This is a genomic window from Prevotella veroralis DSM 19559 = JCM 6290 (genome assembly GCF_000377625.1).
In the GTDB taxonomy this organism is placed as follows: domain Bacteria; phylum Bacteroidota; class Bacteroidia; order Bacteroidales; family Bacteroidaceae; genus Prevotella; species Prevotella veroralis.
In genome coordinates this window covers 109108-129579 of the sequence record NZ_KB898332.1, presented here as the reverse complement: position 1 = coordinate 129579, position 20472 = coordinate 109108, and the positions used below count along the sequence as shown (strand labels likewise).

Annotated in this window: 17 protein-coding genes and 1 pseudogene; 6 read left to right on the top strand and 12 right to left on the bottom strand. The window is 39.5% G+C overall.

Translation table 11 applies throughout. From position 1 onward, the window contains the following. Positions 1-4 precede the first annotated feature (4 nt). Positions 5-652 (top strand): annotated as a pseudogene (locus D464_RS12605) (hypothetical protein). A 58-nt stretch (positions 653-710) separates the two neighbouring features. On the opposite strand, the gene D464_RS13255 reads toward D464_RS12605, so the two are convergent. After that, positions 711-1025 carry a hypothetical protein gene (locus D464_RS13255; protein WP_238309171.1) on the bottom strand — a complete coding sequence of 105 codons (315 nt, stop codon included), beginning with the start codon at positions 1023-1025 and terminating at the stop codon, positions 711-713. 104 nt (positions 1026-1129) lie between these two features. Here D464_RS13255 and D464_RS0108520 point away from each other — a divergent pair, with 104 nt between their 5' ends. Further along, positions 1130-2329 (top strand): restriction endonuclease subunit S, encoded by a 1200-nt coding sequence (locus D464_RS0108520; RefSeq protein WP_018911030.1) that lies wholly within the window; start codon positions 1130-1132, stop codon positions 2327-2329. Between the two features lie 27 nt (positions 2330-2356). On the opposite strand, the gene D464_RS0108515 is transcribed toward D464_RS0108520, so the two are convergent. After that, the gene (locus D464_RS0108515; protein WP_018911029.1) at positions 2357-3160 is read right to left on the bottom strand and encodes a tyrosine-type recombinase/integrase; all 804 of its coding nucleotides are present in this window, start codon (positions 3158-3160) and stop codon (positions 2357-2359) included. 63 nt (positions 3161-3223) lie between these two features. Here D464_RS0108515 and D464_RS12600 point away from each other — a divergent pair, with 63 nt between their 5' ends. Continuing rightward, entirely contained in the window at positions 3224-3691 is a 468-nt protein-coding gene (locus D464_RS12600) for a restriction endonuclease subunit S (RefSeq protein ID WP_018911028.1), read from the top strand. Here D464_RS12600 and D464_RS0108505 read toward each other — a convergent pair. The 7 genes from D464_RS0108505 to D464_RS0108475 all read right to left on the bottom strand — a co-directional run bounded on the left by D464_RS0108505 (position 3686) and on the right by D464_RS0108475 (position 13650). Beyond that, entirely contained in the window at positions 3686-5056 is a 1371-nt protein-coding gene (locus D464_RS0108505) for a restriction endonuclease subunit S (protein WP_018911027.1), read from the bottom strand. The two genes, D464_RS12600 and D464_RS0108505, sit on opposite strands and share 6 nt — an antisense overlap. Positions 5057-5066: 10 nt before the next feature. Then, positions 5067-6227, bottom strand: coding sequence for a PDDEXK nuclease domain-containing protein (locus D464_RS0108500; RefSeq protein ID WP_018911026.1), 1161 nt, complete (start codon positions 6225-6227; stop codon positions 5067-5069). Between the two features lie 5 nt (positions 6228-6232). Next, positions 6233-7654: a type I restriction-modification system subunit M gene (locus D464_RS0108495; RefSeq protein WP_018911025.1), complete on the bottom strand. Its 1422-nt coding sequence runs from the start codon at positions 7652-7654 to the stop codon at positions 6233-6235. A 1-nt stretch (position 7655) separates the two neighbouring features. Further along, entirely contained in the window at positions 7656-10364 is a 2709-nt protein-coding gene (locus D464_RS0108490) for a type I restriction endonuclease subunit R (protein WP_018911024.1), read from the bottom strand. 168 nt (positions 10365-10532) lie between these two features. Continuing rightward, on the bottom strand, positions 10533-11000 hold the full coding sequence (locus tag D464_RS0108485; RefSeq protein ID WP_018911023.1) for a hypothetical protein: 468 nt from the start codon (positions 10998-11000) through the stop codon (positions 10533-10535). Between the two features lie 2 nt (positions 11001-11002). Beyond that, positions 11003-12211 (bottom strand): helix-turn-helix domain-containing protein, encoded by a 1209-nt coding sequence (locus D464_RS0108480; RefSeq protein WP_018911022.1) that lies wholly within the window; start codon positions 12209-12211, stop codon positions 11003-11005. A 215-nt stretch (positions 12212-12426) separates the two neighbouring features. Then, a complete protein-coding gene (locus D464_RS0108475) occupies positions 12427-13650 on the bottom strand; it encodes a site-specific integrase (RefSeq protein ID WP_018911021.1) in 1224 nt (407 codons plus the stop codon). 362 nt (positions 13651-14012) lie between these two features. Between D464_RS0108475 and D464_RS0108470 the strand changes: the two genes are divergently transcribed. From D464_RS0108470 to D464_RS0108460, 3 genes are all read left to right on the top strand, one after another. Next, positions 14013-14807, top strand: a complete 795-nt coding sequence (locus D464_RS0108470; RefSeq protein WP_018911020.1) for a hypothetical protein — start codon at positions 14013-14015, stop codon at positions 14805-14807. A gap of 310 nt (positions 14808-15117) precedes the next feature. Continuing rightward, entirely contained in the window at positions 15118-16206 is a 1089-nt protein-coding gene (locus tag D464_RS0108465; RefSeq protein ID WP_018911019.1) for an ankyrin repeat domain-containing protein, read from the top strand. Between the two features lie 120 nt (positions 16207-16326). Then, positions 16327-17184 carry an enoyl-ACP reductase FabI gene (locus tag D464_RS0108460; RefSeq protein WP_018911018.1) on the top strand — a complete coding sequence of 286 codons (858 nt, stop codon included), beginning with the start codon at positions 16327-16329 and terminating at the stop codon, positions 17182-17184. 175 nt (positions 17185-17359) lie between these two features. On the opposite strand, the gene D464_RS0108455 is transcribed toward D464_RS0108460, so the two are convergent. From D464_RS0108455 to argS, 3 genes are all read right to left on the bottom strand, one after another. Continuing rightward, positions 17360-17830: an RNase H family protein gene (locus D464_RS0108455; RefSeq protein ID WP_018911017.1), complete on the bottom strand. Its 471-nt coding sequence runs from the start codon at positions 17828-17830 to the stop codon at positions 17360-17362. A 21-nt stretch (positions 17831-17851) separates the two neighbouring features. Beyond that, positions 17852-18337 carry a DUF2059 domain-containing protein gene (locus D464_RS0108450; protein WP_018911016.1) on the bottom strand — a complete coding sequence of 162 codons (486 nt, stop codon included), beginning with the start codon at positions 18335-18337 and terminating at the stop codon, positions 17852-17854. A gap of 119 nt (positions 18338-18456) precedes the next feature. Continuing rightward, positions 18457-20277 carry an arginine--tRNA ligase gene (gene argS, locus D464_RS0108445; protein ID WP_018911015.1) on the bottom strand — a complete coding sequence of 607 codons (1821 nt, stop codon included), beginning with the start codon at positions 20275-20277 and terminating at the stop codon, positions 18457-18459. Positions 20278-20472 lie beyond the last annotated feature (195 nt).

Genomic DNA, 20472 nt, shown 5'->3' with positions numbered 1-20472 from the left:
AACTATGGCAGATAATAATACATTCGTCCTCTTCGAGGAAATCAAAAACAAGTTGGAAACAATTTACAGGGAACTAAAGGAACTGAAAGAAAAGGAGAACGGTTCTGTTTCCCTCCCTGTTCAATCTGCACCTGTACAACGTGACGAACAGATGGAACAGGAATTGCTCAATCAGTATGAACAGCGAACAAAAGAGGTGATTAACAAGTATATTGGTGTACAAGTGCGCATCAAGGACGAGGAGGCTAAATCTATGGACAAATTGGTAGCAAGCGTCTTAACTATGTTGCACGAATAGCAGGAGAAGAAAGAACATCCAATACCGCAGGAACATATTCACAGGCACAGCTTTGACATTAAGTCCTCGAAAGTCTTTACTTATATGGTAGCAGTATCTGTCCTTTGTTTTGTTTCTTTGGTCGGCAATTACTTCTTGTGGCAAAGTAAACAGCAATACAAGGATGATGCCTTGAAATTCCTTATCATCAGGGTATGGAGAGGTTGCAGTCCAAAGGAAATCCTATGGCTCAATGATGTGTTTGACATTCATCGCAATGAAAAGATAATCAAGCTAATCAAGGAAAAATCCGATGGTTACGATATGGAATTGAAGCAAAAGGCAGATAGCTTAATGCAGAACAAATTGAAATAACCCTATACGAAGCCAGCCCAACCAAAATTCTCGTTTGGTTGGGCTGGTGCGCTGCATCTTAGTCTATGATTTCCCAAAAGCCACCACTATCTGGTCCAACACGACGAAGGTACTTATTACGCATATATTCGATATTGCGCATGATAGAGGTGACACTGATTCCTACAGCAGCAAGTTCTATCTTGGTAATATAATGATTTTCAGCCATTAATTGCAAGATGGTAATACGATTTGATGTTAATTTATTACCATTTTCTAATGCTTTGGCTACAACTTTCCCCACTATTACCTTTCGGTTATCAGTCACCCTATCAGATACTTTTAGTTGGTTATCAGTAACCTTTTCTGATACAGTTAAGTAGTATACCCTCACTTCTTTACTTATTATATACCAGTGAAGAGAGAGATTGGTCTAATTCTTCTTATACACCCCATTATGAGCAGGAGGTGCCGTTTGAGGTGCCAGAAAACTGGGTGATGGTTAAAGCTTCGGATATATTCAATCTCAATCCAAAGTCAAATCTTGACGAAGAACGGCAAATAGGATTCATACCAATGGCACTTGTCGAAGATGGATTTACAGGGCGGCATTCGTATATTAAGCGTATATGGAGGGATGTCAAAAAGGGATATTGCCATTTTCAAGACGGTGATATCGGTATCGCAAAAATATCACCTTGTTTTGAAAATCGCAAATCGGTAGTATTTAAAAATCTGCCTAATGGATATGGAGCAGGGACAACAGAATTGGTTATTTTGCGACCGCTTGTTATTTATGCAAAGTTCTATTTATATCTATTTAAATCAGATTGGTATTTACACGAAGGCACGAAATATTTTAAGGGAGTGGTTGGGCAGCAAAGAGTTCATAAAGAAATATTTACGGACTTACATATCCCTCTCCCACCACTTAAAGAACAGCAACGTATCGCTGCTGAAATAGAACGCTGGTTCAAACTCATTGATACTATAGAGCAAGGTGAGACTGATTTGCAAACTGCTATCAAGCAAGCAAAGAGTAAAATCCTTGACCTTGCCATTCACGGCAAACTCGTACCCCAAGACCCGAACGACGAGCCAGCATCGGAACTGCTCAAGCGCATCAATCCCAAGGCTGAAATTACTTGTGATAACAGGCATAGTGAGAAGTTACCACAAGGGTGGTGTATATGTAGACTCAAAGATATTAGTATAATAATAACAGGTTCTACGCCAAGTAAATCAAATCCGAATTATTATGGTGGTGATGTTCTTTTCTATAAACCTGCAGATTTAGATGCTGGACGATTTCTAGAGAAGTCTATAGAACATGTGTCAGAGGCAGGTAAGAAGGTCTCCAGAGTTGTTCCAATGGGGAGTACCGCCGTTTGTTGCATTGGTTCTATAGGTAAAGTTGGATACCTTATACAGGAGGGGGTAACCAACCAACAAATCAATAGCGCAATACCTTCAGAGGCGGTGAACTCTTTATTTCTATATTATATATGTGCATCACCTTCATTTTATAATGAACTTCAACTGTTATCGTCGGCTGTAACTATATCAATTATCAACAAATCAAAAATGGAAAATATTAAAGTGTCCTTACCTCCTCTTTCGGAACAAAAGCGTATTGTGAAAAAGATAGAGGAATTATTTACAGTTTTTGATACTATAGAGCAATCTTTGCAAGCATAGCCATATCGGGCCATGCTTGCAAAGCAATTACCAATTCACCACTTTATCCACAATTTTCTGTTGTTCACTCGCAGTCCTGCGTAGATAGATGCGAGTGGTTTCGATACTTTCATGCCCCATAAGGTCAGCTAATAATGCAAGGTCGTTGAAACGGTCAAGGAAATTCTTTGCAAAGCGATGGCGGAAGGAGTGGGGATAGACCACATCTCTATTGATACCATACTTCTCTGCAAAGTGTTTGAGCTGTTGGGCTATACCACGTGTTGTGATGCGATTGCCAAAACGATTGAGAAAAATATACCCAGAGGTTAATCCTTTTTCGTTTATCCACTTGCTTGCTTCCGTTCGCAAATTCTTAGGAATGTACAAACGCCTTATCTTTCCACCTTTGCTGTATAAGTCGAGATAGCCTGTCTGTACATGTTCAGCCTTGATATGCAGCAGTTCACTGACACGTGCCCCGGTTGCTGCCATGAACCAAACTACGAAATACCATTCATCGTATCCATCTGCTTTGAGCTTCGTCTTTAAGAACCTATAATCGGCATCGCTAATAACATTCTCCAAGAAGTTCTTTTGCTGCACTTTGACAAACTTCACTTTAAGCTTATCCTGCTTTGTAAACTCAAGATATTTATTGATACCTTGCAAACGCAGGTTCACTGTCTGTGGCTTGAAGTTTTCTACTAAATACCCTTTGTAAGCCAATAGGTTCTTCTTATTCACCTCTTTATAGTGAGCAAGAAAGTAATTCACTGTCCATACGTACGATGTGATAGTGTTTTTTGCCAAATTTGTTTTGGCAAGATGTTTTTGAAATGTTGTTACCATATTACATTGATTTATAATGAATAAAGCAACAATATAATAAAGAATAACAGGCATTATCCGAAGTTGCCTGCAGGATGGGCCACTTGTAGGCTTGGGGACATAATAGAATATGAGCAACCAACAAAGTATATCGTAAAATCGACTGCATACAATGATAATTATCCAACTCCTGTTTTAACTGCTGGAAAATCGTTTGTTATAGGTTATACAAATGAGACTGATGGTATTTATAACAGATTACCTTGCATTATCTTTGATGATTTTACAACAGAATCACGATTGGTGAATTTACCTTTTAAGGTAAAGTCATCTGCTATGAAGATTTTACAAGTACATCATGAAGTGGAAATTGAATATGTTGTTTTATTTATGAGTGTTACGAGATTAATTAGTGATACTCATAAACGTTATTGGATTTCAGAATATTCAAAATTAGCAATACCTATTCCCCCACTATTGGAACAAAGAAAAATTATTAAAGTTATTCATAGAATTTGGAAGTCTCTAAATACTATTGAGGGGAACCTATAAACTCTCCTCAATAGTATCAAGTATTTGATATGTTGCATTTATTGCAGATGCTATTCTCGTTTGCTCTTGATAAGGAGGTATTGGTACTTCAATAGCCTTAAATAGCTTCTTATTCAAATGTGGGATAGCGGAACCTATCTTATTTTCACGTAGTGTCTTTCTATGTAAATTGATAATGTATAACACATATTCTTCATCCATGTTCTTATTGATATGTAGTTGCTTAAATGTACTACCTTGGTAGCCTTCAGTAGGAGTTCGGAATACTTCTCCAGAGTTTTCTCCATCAACTAAAATCAATAAAGACTCAGCAGGAATATATTTACCCGTCTTTATCATATTCCCAGCAGACATGCCTCTCAGATATTTTACATCCAAGTTTATCATCTCATTATTATACTTCTTCTCTCCATTTCCTAAATTACATACATTTTGCATTGATGTAATTACCCATCCTGCAGGCAACTGCGGATAATGCCTGTTATCACAAGTAATTTCAGCCTTGGGATTGATGCGCTTGAGCAGTTCCGATGCTGGCTCGTCGTTCGGATCTTGGGGTACGAGTTTGCCATGAATGGCAAGGTCAAGGATTTTACTCTTTGCTTGCTTGATAGCAGTTTGTAAGCTCTCTTTCCCTTGCTCAATCGTATCAATAAAAGCGAACCAACGCTCTATTTCTGCCACAATACGAGTTTGCTCAGCAAGAGGGGGGAGGGGTATAGACAAATTCGCTAATGCTGTCCCATTAACATTTGGTTGTCCAATGCCTACCGAATTTATCGAAATTTGCTCCCAGTAAAAATCTGACTCAAAAAAAAATTTGATGTAAGATGGTGGTATTGCAGCTGGCATTCGTAATCGAATGAGATACGATGCGTATATAGAAGGCTCGGATATATCTCCCACTAGGTATGATTTGCCAACTGTCGCACCTGTCCTTGCAAATAAGATGTCACCGTTTTTTAATAAATAAGCCTGAGCCTTGCTATCATCATAGTCTGTAAAAGGAACTGTTTGCCATTTTACTTTGTTATTTTGAATGTCAGTGATTCGGAGTAACCTGTATGCTCCTTTATTTTTAGCAGATTCGCTAACTCCATACAATATGCTTGATGCAATCTCTCCCAACGTAGTCCACACCCATCCTTGTGGCAATTTTAAGGGCATTTGCTCATAATGGGGTGTATCGGAAGACTTGGTTGACTTCCGGCTACGCTTGATTTTCCCTTCTTTTATCAAGCGTTCCTTCTCTGCACGGATGCGTTCGAGGAAAACGGAGGCTGGTTCGTCGTTCGAGTCTTGGGGGACAAGCTTGCCGTGAATGGCGAGATCTAATATCTTTTGGCGTAATTTCTTCGTGTCCATGATTTACCAATTAATCGTTTGTGGTATTTTGCTCTTCCAAGAACAGGTCGCAATACTCATTAAGTTGTTCTTGCATACGCTCTTGCGGAATAAGAATACGTTTGTATTCTGTTATCAAGGTCGGGCTCATACTGCGACTCATAGCATATTCTACCACTATTTTGTCAGCATCCGGACATAACAAAATACCAATAGAGGGGTTCTCGTTGCTGCGTTTTACATTACGGTCGAGTGCTTCGAGATAAAATTCTAACTGTCCAAGGTCACGAGGATGAAACTTTGTCTTTTTCAGTTCTACCGCAATAAGAGCCTGCAAGCCACGATGGAAGAACAACAAGTCGGCTTTGAAAGTTGATGCGCCTACATTGAGGTTATACTCTTGATCCATAAAGATAAAATCCTTACCCAGCTCAAGGATAAACTGCTTCATGTGTTCTATCAAGCCTTTCTTCAACCGTGTTTCGCTATGTTTTTGAGGAAGTCCGAGGAAATCTACAAACAAAGTATCCTTAAATATCACAGGAGAATTAGGATAAGTTTGTAATAAGCCCTTCGACATATTCTTTTTATCGCCTAACAACGTCGTGTAAGTCTGATTGGCAATGCTGCGCTGGAGTTCTCTTTTTACCAAATGCTCTTTGTGAGCATACAGGATATAGAACAATCGTTCTTCACTACTTTTGCAACGACATAATATTTCTATATGATTTGTCAAAGTAGTCAGCGTGAGCAGTTTTGGGAATTGTCCAATTCTTGGCTGGACAATTTGCACAGGTAAGTCGGCAGTCCTTTGATCGTCTTGCGCAAAAGTATTATCATCAATTTGTGCAGTTTTTGTCTGCGCAAATTCTTTGGACAGATAATGCGATGCAGTGGATAGGAATTTTTCCGAAGAGTATTCTTCATAGAACAGCACCATATTGTACACACTGCTTCTGCTATATCCTTTCAGCTTGGGTTGCTTCGTGCGGATATATTCAGAAAGTTGAGCAACCACCTTGCTGCCCCATTCTTCTGATTTCAATTTATGGGAAACATAGCCACCCACATTCCAAGCCATAAGCAGCGTTTCTTCATTTACTGCCCTTGAAGCACGACTCTGATGCTGCAAAATGATGTTGATTACCTCGTCAAACTGCTGCTCTTGACTTAATATAATGTTCTCGTCCATTCCGTCTATTCTTTAATTCCTGCCATTAACTTCTGCAATTCGGCTACCGCCTCACTAATGTTACCAGCTTGGGTAGTGATATTTGTCATCAGCTCATCTAATGTGAATTGTTTTTCCTCACCGCCAGCCTTTATCCACGTAATATCAAGACTTGTCTTATTGCGAGCCATAATATCATCTATAGTATATCTACGCCATCTGCCATCACGGGCTGTATCTTCGTTATAGGTTTCAACACGAGGAATGGCAGTATAGCAAGCCACAAAATCGTCGAGATGATGACGTTGCAACTTGTTAGTAGCCAAAGTATGCTTTACATCTGTGCGATAATCATAAAACCAAATGTCTTTTGTAGGTTGTCCTTCTGTGAAGAACAACACGTTGGCTTTAACCCCTTGTGCATAGAAAATACCAGTGGGCAAACGTAAGATGGTATGTAGGTTGAAGTCTGTTAACAATTTCTTACGCACTGTTTCATGAGCTCCATCTCTAAAAAGAATATCATCAGGTATAACCACGGCAGCCCGCCCACCTGTTTTCAACATCAGCATCATGTGTTGCAAGAAATTGAGCTGATTATTCTTGGTTTCTACATAGAAATCGGGGCGATTGATATCAACAGAACCAGCTGTTCGTTCACCAAAAGGAGGGTTGGCAAGGATAACATTTACCAAGGTGTCCGGCTCTTTCTCCAAACTATCTTCACACGCTATAGGGCTACGGTCAGTACCAATGCCATGCAAATACAAGTTCATAGAAGCCAAGGTAACAACCAACGGAGTGTTGTCAACACCATGCAATGCCTTATTGTTCAAGAATTCACGTTTGTCCTTATCTTGTGATTGTTGCTTCATACAATCGTATGCAGCCAACAAGAATCCGCCTGTACCACAAGCTGGGTCACACACCGTTTCGCCAATCTTAGGTTGCACACAATCTACAATTGCTTGGATAAGAGGTCGAGGGGTGAAATACTGCCCTGCGCCACTCTTCTTATCTTGACCATTCTTTTCCAAAATACCCTCATAGATAGCACCTTTCACATCGCCATCCATTATAAGCCATTGCTCCTCGTCTATCATTGAAATTACTTTCTTCAGATAGACTGGTTTGTCAATCTTGTTCTGTGCTTTTGTGAAAATGGTACCGATAAGATTGTCTTGCTCGCTAAGTATCTTCAGCGTTTTCTCATATTGCTCTATCAATTCTAAACCATCAAGTTCTATCAGATTACTCCAGCGATAGCCTTCAGGGATAGAGGATGTTTCCTCGAACAATTCCTCGTTTTCAGCATCCATTTTAAGGAAGAGAAGATAAGTGAGCTGAGTAACATAGTCGGTATATCCAATACCCTGTCCTGATAGCGTGGTTGCTAAATTCCAAACCTTTTTGGTAAGTGCTTGCTCTGTTGATATATTTGTTGCCATATTAAGCTATTTTTTTGTAAATAATAAATTGTGATAATGAAGACAACGCTTCGTTTGCAGAATCTTTTCCGCCAAAGGCGCGGATAAGTTGTGCTGCCTGTGTTTTGTCATTGTCTTTTATTTCTGTAACCGTGCAATACCCATTCGATGCAATATAGTTGAAAATTTGGTGCATCACCCCAAGCTGTGTTTCTGTCAGAGGACGCTGATTCTGTCCACACCAAAGATTAAACCTTTGACTGGCTGATGGATATAGACTTTCAAGCCGTTCTATCTGATGGAAAGCATAACGCACTAACTGGATAATGTTTGTAAGTGCTTCTTTTTCTTCTTTTGCTGAACAATGTTTCACCATTTGCGGATTGATGATAGCATAGGAATTCCAAAGCAACGAAGTGTTGAACTTACTGCTTGCAAACTTCAATTTATTCTCTAAATCTTTCAGTATAGCATAAGTAAGTGGCTCGCCTTGATTATTGTAGATGATGCGCAATGCTTCTATTTCATCTTTATGTTCCTCACAATAGGCTTCAAAAGCAGAAGTGGTGATTTGTGCCTCTTCTTGTGAGAAGCCTTTTGATATAAGCGTATCCTCGCCCGGCATCAAAGTTTCGACAAAACCTGTATTGAGTATCAATAAGAACTCACGTGCATCGGGATAATTGGCAATATTGCACACTAACGCTTTACGGACGGTGTTTGGCTCATTTACATTGATATATTCTGGTAAAGAGCCATTTTCGAGCACATCAAAGATGTTTGATGCTATATCAACCATACTGATATGTGCAAGACTAATAAACTTTTCATGGTCTTTTTCCTCACATTTATGACTGATACGAGATAGGCGACTTGCTAATAAACGCAGATAATCATCACTTACATTACCATGCGATATTTTCTCCAAGAGTTCTTTCAATGAGATTAGTTGGGTGGTTGCACCATCTGAGGGGCCGGTAACAGTCTTTTCATGTTCTGTAACACCGACTGCATCAACCAAGTAGAAACAGTCCTTACTATACGCATTAGGAGTGACGTTACGGAGTTGTTCGTCGCCAATAGTACGCACGCCTCGTCCCTTCATCTGAATGTATAAGGGTTCCGAGGCTACATCACGCATAAATATTACCACTTCAAGAGGTTTAATGTCCGTACCTGTTGCCACCAATGTGCAAGTTACGGCAATACGGAAATCTTTATTATTGCGAAACTGTCGTATCAGCTCATTGCTATCACCTGCCAAATAGGTAATTTTTTGTACAAAACGATTATCATTGTGTCCAAACACCTCTTTTGCTATCTGCACAATGTTAGTGGCATGATTTTCATTAAGTGCAAAAATCAGTGTCTTGGGCAGATAATCCAAGTTCGGCTCACGCTGCGGGTCGGTAAACATCTCCGTATATACCGCATCACGGTAAGTTTCCAATATCAGTTTTATCTGTGCCGGATTGACAATACTCCGGTTCAGTTCTTCGCGTGTATAGTTTTTTGTTTCCTGATTATTGAGTGTCTGGACTTTTCCCGTATAACGGGTTTCCCGTTTCACTTTCTCACCTTCGAGAATCGCACCTCCATTCTCTGTTGCTTGCGTTTTGATACGATAAACACGACAATCAACATTTACGCCATCAATAATAGACCTTTCTAATGTATAATTTACAATGATATTATTATTGAAGAAAGCCTTCGTCTCAGGAACAGGTGTTGCTGTTAATCCTATCAACTTTGCTTTTGAAAAATAATTGAGGACTTTCTGCCAATTGCCATAAATAGAGCGGTGACACTCATCAATAATTATCATATCAAAGAAATCTGAAGGAAGGTTAGGATTCTCTGGGAGCATTATTTCCCTATCTTCTATTTCTTCATCCTCCTCCTCATCGGTAATTTCGTCACCCTTTAACAATGAGAAAAGTCGTTGTATAGTGGATATTACCACATTGCTATCCGCTGGTACGCTTGAAGACTTCAAGCGATTAACCGTAAAAATAGTATTGAATGGGTCGCCATTCTCTGTCAAACGGAATGTACCAAATTCTGTTTCAGCCTGCTTGCCCAAGTTATTCCTATCCACCAAAAACAAGATGCGCTTCATTGGCGTGAAAGCTAACATGCGATAGGCAGCCAAACAAGCTGTGTATGTCTTCCCTGCACCTGTTGCTAAAACCATCAAAGCACGATTTTCACCATTACGATATGATTTTTCTAATTCCGTAATGGCTTCATACTGGCATGCACGCAATCCCTTGGGATTTAACGTGGGTAAGCCAACATAATCATCCTCCAAGCCTAATAACTTTTTAACTTCTTTAGGAGTATGAATTTTCTTACAGTACTCAAATTCAGAGTTACTCTTTCGAGTATCATAAAACATCAAGTCTCTACTATTCGCAACATAGGCAAGAGGTAAAGGCAAATTAGGGAACCATGCTTGGCACCACTTAGGACAACTACGTGTATATAAGCGAGCTTGTTCTTGCACTATATCAGAATTTATATCTATTTCTATGCGCTTAGCTTCCAATACCCCTACAGCTTTGCCGTTGAGAAACAACAAATAATCGGCTTCCCTATTACCAACCATCAATCCTTCCCTGATAGCCACAGCCGTCATATTTGGAGCATACTTATCTCTATCAACAACTTTCCAGCCTGCTTCTTCGAACATTCTGTCGATGATAACTCGTGCCTTTTCTTCTGGTTTCATATTTTCTATGATTCTTATAAGTGCATATTATCGGAAGTTAAAGAAATGATTTTTGCAAATGCAACGATGGGAATAGCCAATACCTTCGGGTCTATTTGAATGCTCTTGCAGTCAAATGTCTAGTTCTCCTTATGTTTGTTCATTTTCCATCTAAAAACTATTAATATCTTATACGTAATCTTGTAAAGTCCTGTCCTCTGGAATGTATTTTAGTTCCTTGTTCCTTTCTAATAAAATATTAGCCAGTCCAAACAAGTCATTAGGTGTTTCTGACCACTTATAAAAAATATCAATAAGTTCTTCCATATCTTCATTTGACGCCATCCTAGAATCAGCCCCTCTTTTGCCCGAGGTGATATTCTCCCTTTCGTTATGAGATAACAGTGTGCATACTAAATTCCTTATGGGGGCATTTATTGCAGCATCCTTAGGAAGAATGTTAGATAAAAATGATTGAATATTTCCATAAAAGAGATTGTATACTTGCTGTGGATTATGTGTGGAAATTCCCAGTTTTTCCTTCAAGCTCTCTCGTTCTTCATCAAATCCAAAGAGATCTGCTTTTGATTCTCTACTATCTACTATCCTATCGATAGCAGTCATCAACTCTTCAACTTTTCTTTTTGTATTATCCATAATTATACTGCATTTTTAAATTCTTTACGCATTACTTCTATTGCCTTTCTCAGGTCTTGCAAACCAATTGGATCGAAAACTACATTTTTAATGGCCTTCTCAGTGCCAATCAGACAACTTGAAGAACCATATTTCTTAAATTCTGCCGATTGTTTTTTACTATCTAGCCCTTCCAAATATACACCATAAATAATAGATGGATGTACATGAATCGTTTTTGCAGCCTTCATAACCATATGACCAAGACGTATTATCTTGGGTAATTCTTCCCGATCAGACTGTTTAATTAACATGTTCAATGCGAATGTATCTGCACTTTCCTCATTCAAAAACAAGTCTGGATTATCTGTACTGGTAATATGGTATGCTATTTTTTGAAGCATATCGTAATCGTTCAAAATATGATACAATTCATGAAGCAAAGACAGCCATAACTTATGATATTTCTTATTCATGTCTGTTATAACAACACATGGCTTATCATCAATTATCATAGTTGCACCATATTTTCCTGTTCCCGAAACATAGGGTTGGGTTAAAACCGTAACACCTAATTTATATAATACCAATATCACTTTTTCATAACCGTGAATTTCATCAGTAGTATACTCATAGATATGTTTAACGAATTCTTCCAACAATTCTCTGTCAAATGGATTTGGATTATCTATTTTCTTAAAAGAATGGTATAAGCATTTTAGCCAGAACTCGTTCATCCTTGTGGATTTCTGTTCTTTAATATAACGAGTTGACCTACTAAAAAGAGCTTCTGGAAGTATAGCGAAAGTATCATACTCATATATATTTTGGAAACCAAAAAAGGAGCAAATTTGATCTCTTATTTCATCTATTTTCGCTCTTTTCTTTATAAGACCGATTTCTTTTAAGGATGGAATATCAAACCTTGAATATAAAAATGACAACTTTGTTGACTCGTCAGAAATTTCTTCTGATGTTCCTTCAAGATCATTCTTAAACCCTTGGATAAATTTTGCAGGTTCTATATCTAAGACTTGCATTATTTTTATGGCTTGTGCAAATTTAATATCTCCACCTTCTGAAATATATCTTTCTAAAAAACGACGATCAATACCTAATTTTTCTGCTAAAGCAGAAACTGGTATCCCATTAGATTGAAGGAACTCTTTCAGAGCTTCTCTTAACGAGATATCTTCATACTCTATATTGCTTGTCTTCTTTATGATATACATAATTGTACAGATTTTGTGCAAAGATATAATATTTACCTAAAATAGATTTATTTTGATGTACAAAAATGTACATTATAAATATTATTTAACTAAAAAACGGATAGTTTGCCATGTTTTGCAATATGTACCGTGCCTTTTATAGTTTGATATGCATCTTTGCTATATAGGCAATGTAGACTTAACTTATTCTCCCTTCGCCAGCAAATGGCTCAATACTATAGGTTGAGAGCTGGCAGGCTATTGATGGCATCCTCCTTCAACTTGTCAACAGCACGAGTATATTTCTCGGTATGCTTCAATCCGCTATGCCCCAATAGACTGGCAACAGTCTTGATATTTGCACCATTATTCAGGATGTTTACTGCAAAGCTATGGCGGGCACAATGCCAACTAATGTGTTTGTTGATTCCTGCACGTTTTACCCACCGTTTCACAGATTTACAACAACTCTCATACGAGGGAAGATTGAAAATGGAGGTATTCAAGTCGTTAGGTGCTTCACCTATCAATGAAAGTAATCCATCGTTCAGAGGAATGACAACACCACTATGCGCCGAATGTCCTTTGGTCTTATTCTGCTCAAACTTCAACAGGTGGTTGGTGTAGTCAATATTCTTATAAGTTAGGTCTTTTACATCACAGAAACGCAGACCGCAATATAGACATAGAATAAATGCTCGTCGAACATTTGGGTTCTCGTTGTCATAATGGCATTGGATTAAAGATTGGATTTCGTCCATAGACAGCACATCCTTGCGCAAAATCTGCTCGTCAACCTTGCACACCACACCCTTGCAAGGGTCTTTCAACATCATTTCGTGGTCGATAGCATAACGCACCACTTTCTTGAAACGCTGGTAAATACTCTTTGCTCCCTCACCCACACTTCTTGATTGCAGATATTCAACAAATTGTTCCATCATATCCTTGGTTATCAAGTCGGGCTTAATGCCAAACTCATAAAGTGGATATTGCTCTTTCAGAAAATCCTTAAAACGATTCAAGGCTATCTTTATCATTCTCAAGTCTTTCTTCGTATAACTGTCTATGTAAGCCTGATAATAGTCCAAGAAATTGATATTTCTATCCTTCTTCAGACGATAACCAAGCATGCTTTCCTTAAATTGCTGTTCACGCTCTGCACGGATCTTGGCAGCCAGTTCAAGCGTTTCTTTGTTCTTTTGCCGTTCCGCTGGAGTACGAGGCTTAGCTATCAAATACAACTGCAAATTTTCTTTTCGCCTGTTGTGCTTAATGTGTACCTTGGGCTTACCCATCATCTTACCTGTTTCGTACAAAACCGGATTGCCGTTTTCGTCCAAAACTGGTGTTTCTTCTCTACCAAGATAATACTCAAGATAAAGACTTATCCGACCGTCAGAAAGCGTATTTTGCTCCAATTTCGGGTTTTCTTTCGTTTTATTTTCTAATTTTGCCATAGTTGATAGTTATGTACCTAAATGTGTATCAAACCGAGTAAAATCATTAACTCGTTTATTTTCAGATGTTTTCTTATTTTACAAAGATACTAAAAAGTTCCGAATATCAAGGTGTACTAAAAGTGTACTATCTAACAAAAAACAGGCAAAAAAGGGTAAAGTCGACAAATATAAGAAAATTATAAGTTGTTGATTATCAATTTAATATATTCTTTTGGTTTCTCTTATTTTCACGGCATTGTACCGGGTCTGGGTACAGAAGATAGCTTGATAGTCTCTTGATTATCAAGCTTTTTTTATATACCTTTGTGTCCATTAGTTGTGTGTTAACCATGGTTTTCTTCAGTTTAAAGGGTTAAGAGATGGTGAAAGAGATACTTTTAAGAGTGGTTAAGTTGGTAGGAATGCTTATTATAATGGTGTTCTTGCTGTGGAAAGTGATGGCATGGCTGGGTGTAGAAGACTGGGGACAATTGATACAGATGGTGTTGATAGCTCTTATTATATTGTTCTCGTCGTTGACAAATGCCGAGCGGGAGTTTGCAAAGATTGTGCGATCATTGGATAAGGAGGTGACAGATAAGAGGCTAGTCTACCATAGTTTCTTGCGGAATCGGGTACGTTATGTTTGCTCATTAGTTGATATTATGAATACTTGGCAATTTAGTCCAGTGATGGTTTGGAGTGTTTGTTTGTCATTGCCTGAAACCACGGCAAGGGATTTGTGTGCGACAATCATTGAGCGATTAGAGGATTATCTTCACCATGAGTTGGGGTCTAGAAACTCTAAGCTGACTTTCAATCCACATGCAAAGTATTTTTATTTACACATTAGTTTGATAATGTCCACTGGTAATGCAAGGTCTTATCTCCCTAAGGTGCAGGCTTTCATGGAACACATGGTAGATGAATATGAACTATCGAAAGTCAGGCAATTTATCCATGGAGAGAGTCATGGTGTAAACTATTACTTGCGTTATGAGACGGGGAATGTCACAGATTCGTTCTGTATAGATAAGGGTGTCGTTTGTGATTTGGAAGACTATGATTTCCTCTTATTGTACTCTGATAATGAAGAAGATAACAAGCAACAAGAAGCAACAGAAGTACTGATTAGTGAGCAAGAATATGAAGAAAAGAAGCAAACTGGCATATAGTTTTTCGATACCTTTTGCTTATCTAATTAATAAGGTATGTGCATGTCTTCAGCAAGAGAGCCTTAGCACCAGTGGAGCGGAGGCTTTGCTCATAGGGAGGAAAGCCTTTCGTGAAAGTAAAGGGAGGCTTAGCTCTTGTTCAAACGTTTTGAGTTTTGCGGTCACACTGTCATTTTCTTTGTCATTCTAAATGCTCTTCCCTCACAATATAGGCTATATTTTAAGATTTACAGCAACCTTTTCCCAACGTTTATAGTATAGATATACAGCAGAAAATAGTATCTTTGTCGCAGATAATTCATATCGTTTTATGGAAAAAAGTATCGTTGACAAAAACCTTCCTCTATGGCTAAGAGTCCTATCTTGGGCATTCCTTTTGCCCGTTCTGTTGGCTCCGTTAGTATTCTATGGGTCTATCTTCTTATTTGACAATCCGCCAAGTGAATTGGAGGCTCTCGGTATCTTCTTCCTCATTAATTCCTATTCTTTGTGGCTCATAGGCGTTGTTAAGTTGAGTGGTGCTCTGTATCGACGTTATCATAAAGCGTATATCTCGATTCTTCCTCACGTCCTTTTTACATTGATTATCAGTTTATTAATAACCTGGATAAGTCTTCGTCCTGTTGATCCTTCTACATTGGATGAGTATGATTATAGGATATTCCGCAATACACCAGTAGCCGAACTTGCCACTGCGGTGCAGGCTAATGATACGATGGAGATCAATCGTATCTTATCCACTCAACCAACACTTGTGAATTATCAGGACACTATCTATGGTCAAAGTCTGTTGATGTTTGCTTGCATGGATGGTCATTTAGCTACTGTAAGAACCTTATTGCTCCATGGTGCCAACCCTAACCTCTATGAATGGGGTGAAGGAAAAACGGCATTGATAAGCCTTTGCAATAAGGAGAATCCCACAGAAGAGCAACTCAAGATAGCAGAGGAATTACTGCGTCATGGGGCTATGGTGAAGCCAATGCGTGTTCGGTTGAAAGAGTCTCAACGGATATTTTCTTCCAATGCAGGCGACACGATCAGTGTAGAACCATTGAGTGAGGCTGCTTCATGGAGCACACTTCCTATTGTAAAACTATTGTTGCAACATGGTGCAGATGTAAATTATCAAGGTCAATACACGATAGATGACATTGCTTACAACAACCCTCCAGCTGTTGCTCTAGCGATGATAAGCGAGCATTATCCCATCGTTGTCTGTCTTTTGGAACATGGTGCTAACCCGCATTTAACGTTCTATCAAAATAAAGAAACACTGCTATCTCTGGTCGAGAAGAAGCTGAAAGAATCCGATCTTCCCCCTTACGATAAAGCTCAGATAGAGCAGATTAAGCGTGTGATTACAGCATACGACCGGGAACATAAACACCATTATTAATGTTATGTAACCACTTGATTTGTCTTATCTATATAATACGAATGACGTTATTTATCTATAAACTCTTGGCAAATCGACCTTTTCTTCTTACCTTTACACCAAATTTGAACAACGAAGAATATGAGTTACAACTTATTAAAAGGTAAACGAGGTATTATTTTTGGAGCCCTCAATGACAAGTCAATTGCATGGAAAGTAGCTGAGAGAGCAGTAGAAGAAGGTGCAATAATAACCCTTTCTAACACTCCTGTCGCTGTGAGAATGGGTACGGTGAGTGCCCTTTCTGAGAAGTTAAATTGCGAGGTTATTCCTGCAGATGCTACTAATGTAGAAGACTTGGAGAACGTGTTTAAGCGTTCAATGGAGATACTTGGCGGTAAGATTGACTTCGTACTCCATTCAATCGGTATGTCTCCTAACGTTCGTAAGCACCGCACTTATGATGATTTGGATTATAAGCTGCTTGATACAACACTTGACATTTCAGCTGTATCATTCCATAAGATGATTCAAAGTGCTAAGAAGCTCGAGGCTATCAGCGAGTATGGTTCAATCGTTGCATTGAGTTATGTAGCTGCTCAGCGTACGTTCTATGGTTACAACGACATGGCTGATGCAAAGGCTTTACTTGAGAGTATAGCTCGTAGCTTCGGCTATATCTATGGTCGTGAGCACCATGTTCGTATCAATACCATATCGCAGTCACCAACCATGACAACCGCTGGTTCTGGTGTAAAGGGTATGGATAAACTCTTCGACTTTGCCGATCGCATGTCTCCATTGGGCAATGCTAGTGCGGATGAATGTGCCGACTATTGTATTGTAATGTTCTCTGATCTCACCCGTAAGGTTACGATGCAGAACCTCTATCACGATGGTGGTTTCTCTAACGTTGGTATGAGTCTCCGTGCCATGGCAACCTACGAGAAGGGTCTTGATGAGTACAAGGACGAGAACGGCAACATTATCTACGGATAAATAGAAAGCCATAAGATAGGGTTACTTATCACCTTATAATATAGTAAAAGCTCCAGCAAGTTTCGACTTACTGGAGCTTTTGTTGTAACTGATGAGATTGTATTCCCTAATGCAGTCACGTATTATCTAAAACATTGTTGTTAGATATTCCCTTCTCTTGCCGAGGCTGATATTATTACTTCTTCCTACCAAAGTCCGCTGGAATCTCGCCCCATTGCTTTGTTTCCCATTTGATAATAGGAGTGGTGACGTTGTGTGTCATGAGCCATTGTTCTGCCCGTGCAATGATTTGATACAGCTGTTCTGTTGCGGAATTACGGGTTAATGTCGTCTTACACTTCTTCTTCTTAACCCACAGAATGGCGTTATACGAATCACTATAGATGACCTTATCCCTGATTCCCTGTTTCTCCATCAAGGCTAAAGCATGCACAATAGCGAGGAACTCACCAATGTTATTCGTACCTTGTACTGGTCCGAAATGGAAGACTTGAGCCCCTGTTTGTAAGTCAACACACTGATATTCCATTGGTCCTGGATTACCAGAGCAAGCTGCATCAACAGCCCAAGCCGAACCCCGAACGCCCATTGGTAGTGGAAGTACAGTGTCATTGCGATACGAAGGAGGGTTGTGTAAAGTGTTCATCTGCTTATAAACAATTCAATATCACTTTTCTGAAGACTCCTTTTCATCTAAGTTTAGATCCTTGAGAACCTCTTTGATAATATTTTTACTTGCTTCTTGACTTGCTTCGAATAGGTCTTTTGTAAGCAGAGGTGTCGTTGCTGCCACCTTTTTCCCTAATGGAGTTTCAAAGAAGTCAGCGAACGCTTTCAGCTCTTCTAACGTATAATACTTTTTGTAAACAGGCACATATAGCTCATTTATATTATCGAAGAAAACGGTTCTGAACTTCTCTTCTATTTGTTTCATAATCTCATCTGGGACGTAATAACACATCTTCTTTAGGCTTTCCATTAGTAGTGGATAGCTTGTTTCAAGTGCTTTCCGACCGCCAGATACCATTACGAGCCTTTCTACAGCTGCCCGATATTCCTTGTCTGATATTGTTAATGAGTCGTTATTCTGTGCAGAACTATATGTTGGAATCAGTAACAAGCAGAATAACAAGGAAGCGAAAAAATATCTCATATCGTGTATGAATAAAACATTAAAGGTTTTCTAAAGGTAGTGGGAACACTCAGTCCTAACCATTGTTACCTTTTATTATAATATATGTCCAGACTTCGTGTTCCTTTGTTGTGGGGCTTCTACATCCTTTCTGGTACTTCTATGCCGAGCAATGCCATGCCATTCTTAATCACCTTAGCCACGTTCTTAGCCAGTACGAGGCGGGTGATCTTCTCAGCTTCGGTATCTGCATTGAGGATGCTATAGTCGTGATAGAACTGATTGAACTCCTTGGTCAGTTCGTAGCAGTAGTTAGCAATACCACTTGGACTATAGTCTATACCAGCCTGTGCAACAGCTGCACCGAAGTCGTTGAGCTTCTGAATGAGCGCAATCTCTTTCTCGTTCAATGGTGCGTCATCGGTGAGTGATGCTGGAAGAGCAATGCTCTGTGCCTCTGCCTTACGAAGAATACTACGGATACGAGCGTAGGTGTATTGAATGAATGGACCTGTATTACCATTGAAGTCAATAGACTCTTCTGGATTGAAGAGCATATTCTTGCGGGCATCCACCTTTAATATAAAGTACTTCAGCGCACCCATACCAACGATACGTGCTATCTCATTCTTCTCATCCTCGGTAATTCCTTCGAGTTTATTCACCTTATCCTCGCTGAGTGTCTTTGCGTTCTCAATCATCGACGCTACCAAGTCGTCGGCATCAACAACAGTACCCTCACGACTCTTCATCTTACCATTTGGCAATTCAACCATACCATACGAGAAGTGTACGAGATCCTTACCCCACTTGAAGCCCAGACGATCCAAGAGGATTGAAAGCACCTGGAAGTGATAGTTCTGTTCGTTACCAACAACATAAATCATCTTATCAATAGGGAAGTCGTTGAAGCGCATCTCGGCAGTACCAATATCTTGTGTCATGTAAACAGAGGTGCCATCCTTACGCAAAAGGAGCTTCTGGTCTAAGCCTTCATCTGTGAGGTCAGCCCATACAGAATTATCTTCTTTACGAATGAAGAGCCCTTTGGCGAGTCCTTCCTCCACCTTCTTCTTACCGACGAGATAGGTATTTGACTCATAATAGATCTTATCGAATTCAACGCCCAAAGCCTTGTAGGTCTCATCGAATCCAGCGTAAACCCAACTGTTCATCTTCTCCCATAAGGCACGAACCTCTGGGTCGTTATGCTCCCACTTAACGAGCATCTCGTGTGCTTCTTGTATCAATGGAGCCTCTTGTTCGGCTTTTGCTTTCGCATCATCGGGTGTCATTCCCTCCTTCTCATACTGCTCTTGCAGTTGCTTGCACTCCTCTTTGAAGTGCTTATCGAATAGTACATAGAAGTCACCTATCAAATGATCCCCCTTCTTGCCAGCCTTTTCAGGGGTGATACCATTGCCCCACTTCAGCCAAGCAAGCATTGACTTACAAATGTGGATACCGCGGTCATTGACGATATTCGTCTTTACAACCTTATTGCCATTGGCTTCCATGATTTGAGCCAACGACCATCCGAGGAGGTTGTTACGCACGTGTCCAAGGTGGAGAGGCTTGTTTGTGTTAGGTGAAGAGTACTCAATCATAACAAGCGGGCTGTTTTCTGTCACTGACTTCTCGCCAAACTTCTCATTCGCATTAATGTCGTTCAATAAACCAACCCATGCCGCTTGTGCAATAACGAGGTTAAGAAAACCCTTCACAACGTTGAAGTCGGCGATAGCCTTACAATTCTTCTTCAAGTACTCACCTATTTCCTGTGCCGTATCTTCAGGCTTCTTGTGTGAAGTCTTCAGTAGAGGGAAGGTGACAAGTGTAAGGTTTCCTTCAAAGTCACTACGTGTCTTCTGTAGTTGAATCATCTTTTCTGGCACCTCAACACCATATAACTCCTTGACAGCTGCTCGTGCCGCAGCGGTAATTTGTGCTTCTATCTTCATCTTTATATACGTTTTTATTCTGTTTGCAAAGTTACGGAAAATCAGTCGAATAATCGTTCTTTAGTATATAATTCATGGGTTTTATCCACGATTCACAGACTCGAATCCTTTATAAGAATCGGTTTTGTTTCATGGTTCATAACAATTAATACCCAATTTCCCGCCCATTATTCAATATATTGTTGTACTTTTGTG

Bases quoted from the DNA above. Each gene is read 5' to 3' on its own strand.
- D464_RS0108520 (WP_018911030.1), top strand. From the start codon at position 1,130: ATGGTTAAAGCTTCGGATATATTCAATCTCAATCCAAAGTCAAATCTT.
- D464_RS0108515 (WP_018911029.1), bottom strand. From the start codon at position 3,160: ATGGTAACAACATTTCAAAAACATCTTGCCAAAACAAATTTGGCAAAA.
- D464_RS0108505 (WP_018911027.1), bottom strand. From the start codon at position 5,056: ATGGACACGAAGAAATTACGCCAAAAGATATTAGATCTCGCCATTCAC.
- D464_RS0108500 (WP_018911026.1), bottom strand. From the start codon at position 6,227: ATGGACGAGAACATTATATTAAGTCAAGAGCAGCAGTTTGACGAGGTA.
- D464_RS0108495 (WP_018911025.1), bottom strand. From the start codon at position 7,654: ATGGCAACAAATATATCAACAGAGCAAGCACTTACCAAAAAGGTTTGG.
- D464_RS0108490 (WP_018911024.1), bottom strand. From the start codon at position 10,364: ATGAAACCAGAAGAAAAGGCACGAGTTATCATCGACAGAATGTTCGAA.
- D464_RS0108485 (WP_018911023.1), bottom strand. From the start codon at position 11,000: ATGGATAATACAAAAAGAAAAGTTGAAGAGTTGATGACTGCTATCGAT.
- D464_RS0108480 (WP_018911022.1), bottom strand. From the start codon at position 12,211: ATGTATATCATAAAGAAGACAAGCAATATAGAGTATGAAGATATCTCG.
- D464_RS0108475 (WP_018911021.1), bottom strand. From the start codon at position 13,650: ATGGCAAAATTAGAAAATAAAACGAAAGAAAACCCGAAATTGGAGCAA.
- D464_RS0108470 (WP_018911020.1), top strand. From the start codon at position 14,013: ATGGTGAAAGAGATACTTTTAAGAGTGGTTAAGTTGGTAGGAATGCTT.
- D464_RS0108465 (WP_018911019.1), top strand. From the start codon at position 15,118: ATGGAAAAAAGTATCGTTGACAAAAACCTTCCTCTATGGCTAAGAGTC.
- D464_RS0108460 (WP_018911018.1), top strand. From the start codon at position 16,327: ATGAGTTACAACTTATTAAAAGGTAAACGAGGTATTATTTTTGGAGCC.
- D464_RS0108455 (WP_018911017.1), bottom strand. From the start codon at position 17,830: ATGAACACTTTACACAACCCTCCTTCGTATCGCAATGACACTGTACTT.
- D464_RS0108450 (WP_018911016.1), bottom strand. From the start codon at position 18,337: ATGAGATATTTTTTCGCTTCCTTGTTATTCTGCTTGTTACTGATTCCA.
- argS (WP_018911015.1), bottom strand. From the start codon at position 20,277: ATGAAGATAGAAGCACAAATTACCGCTGCGGCACGAGCAGCTGTCAAG.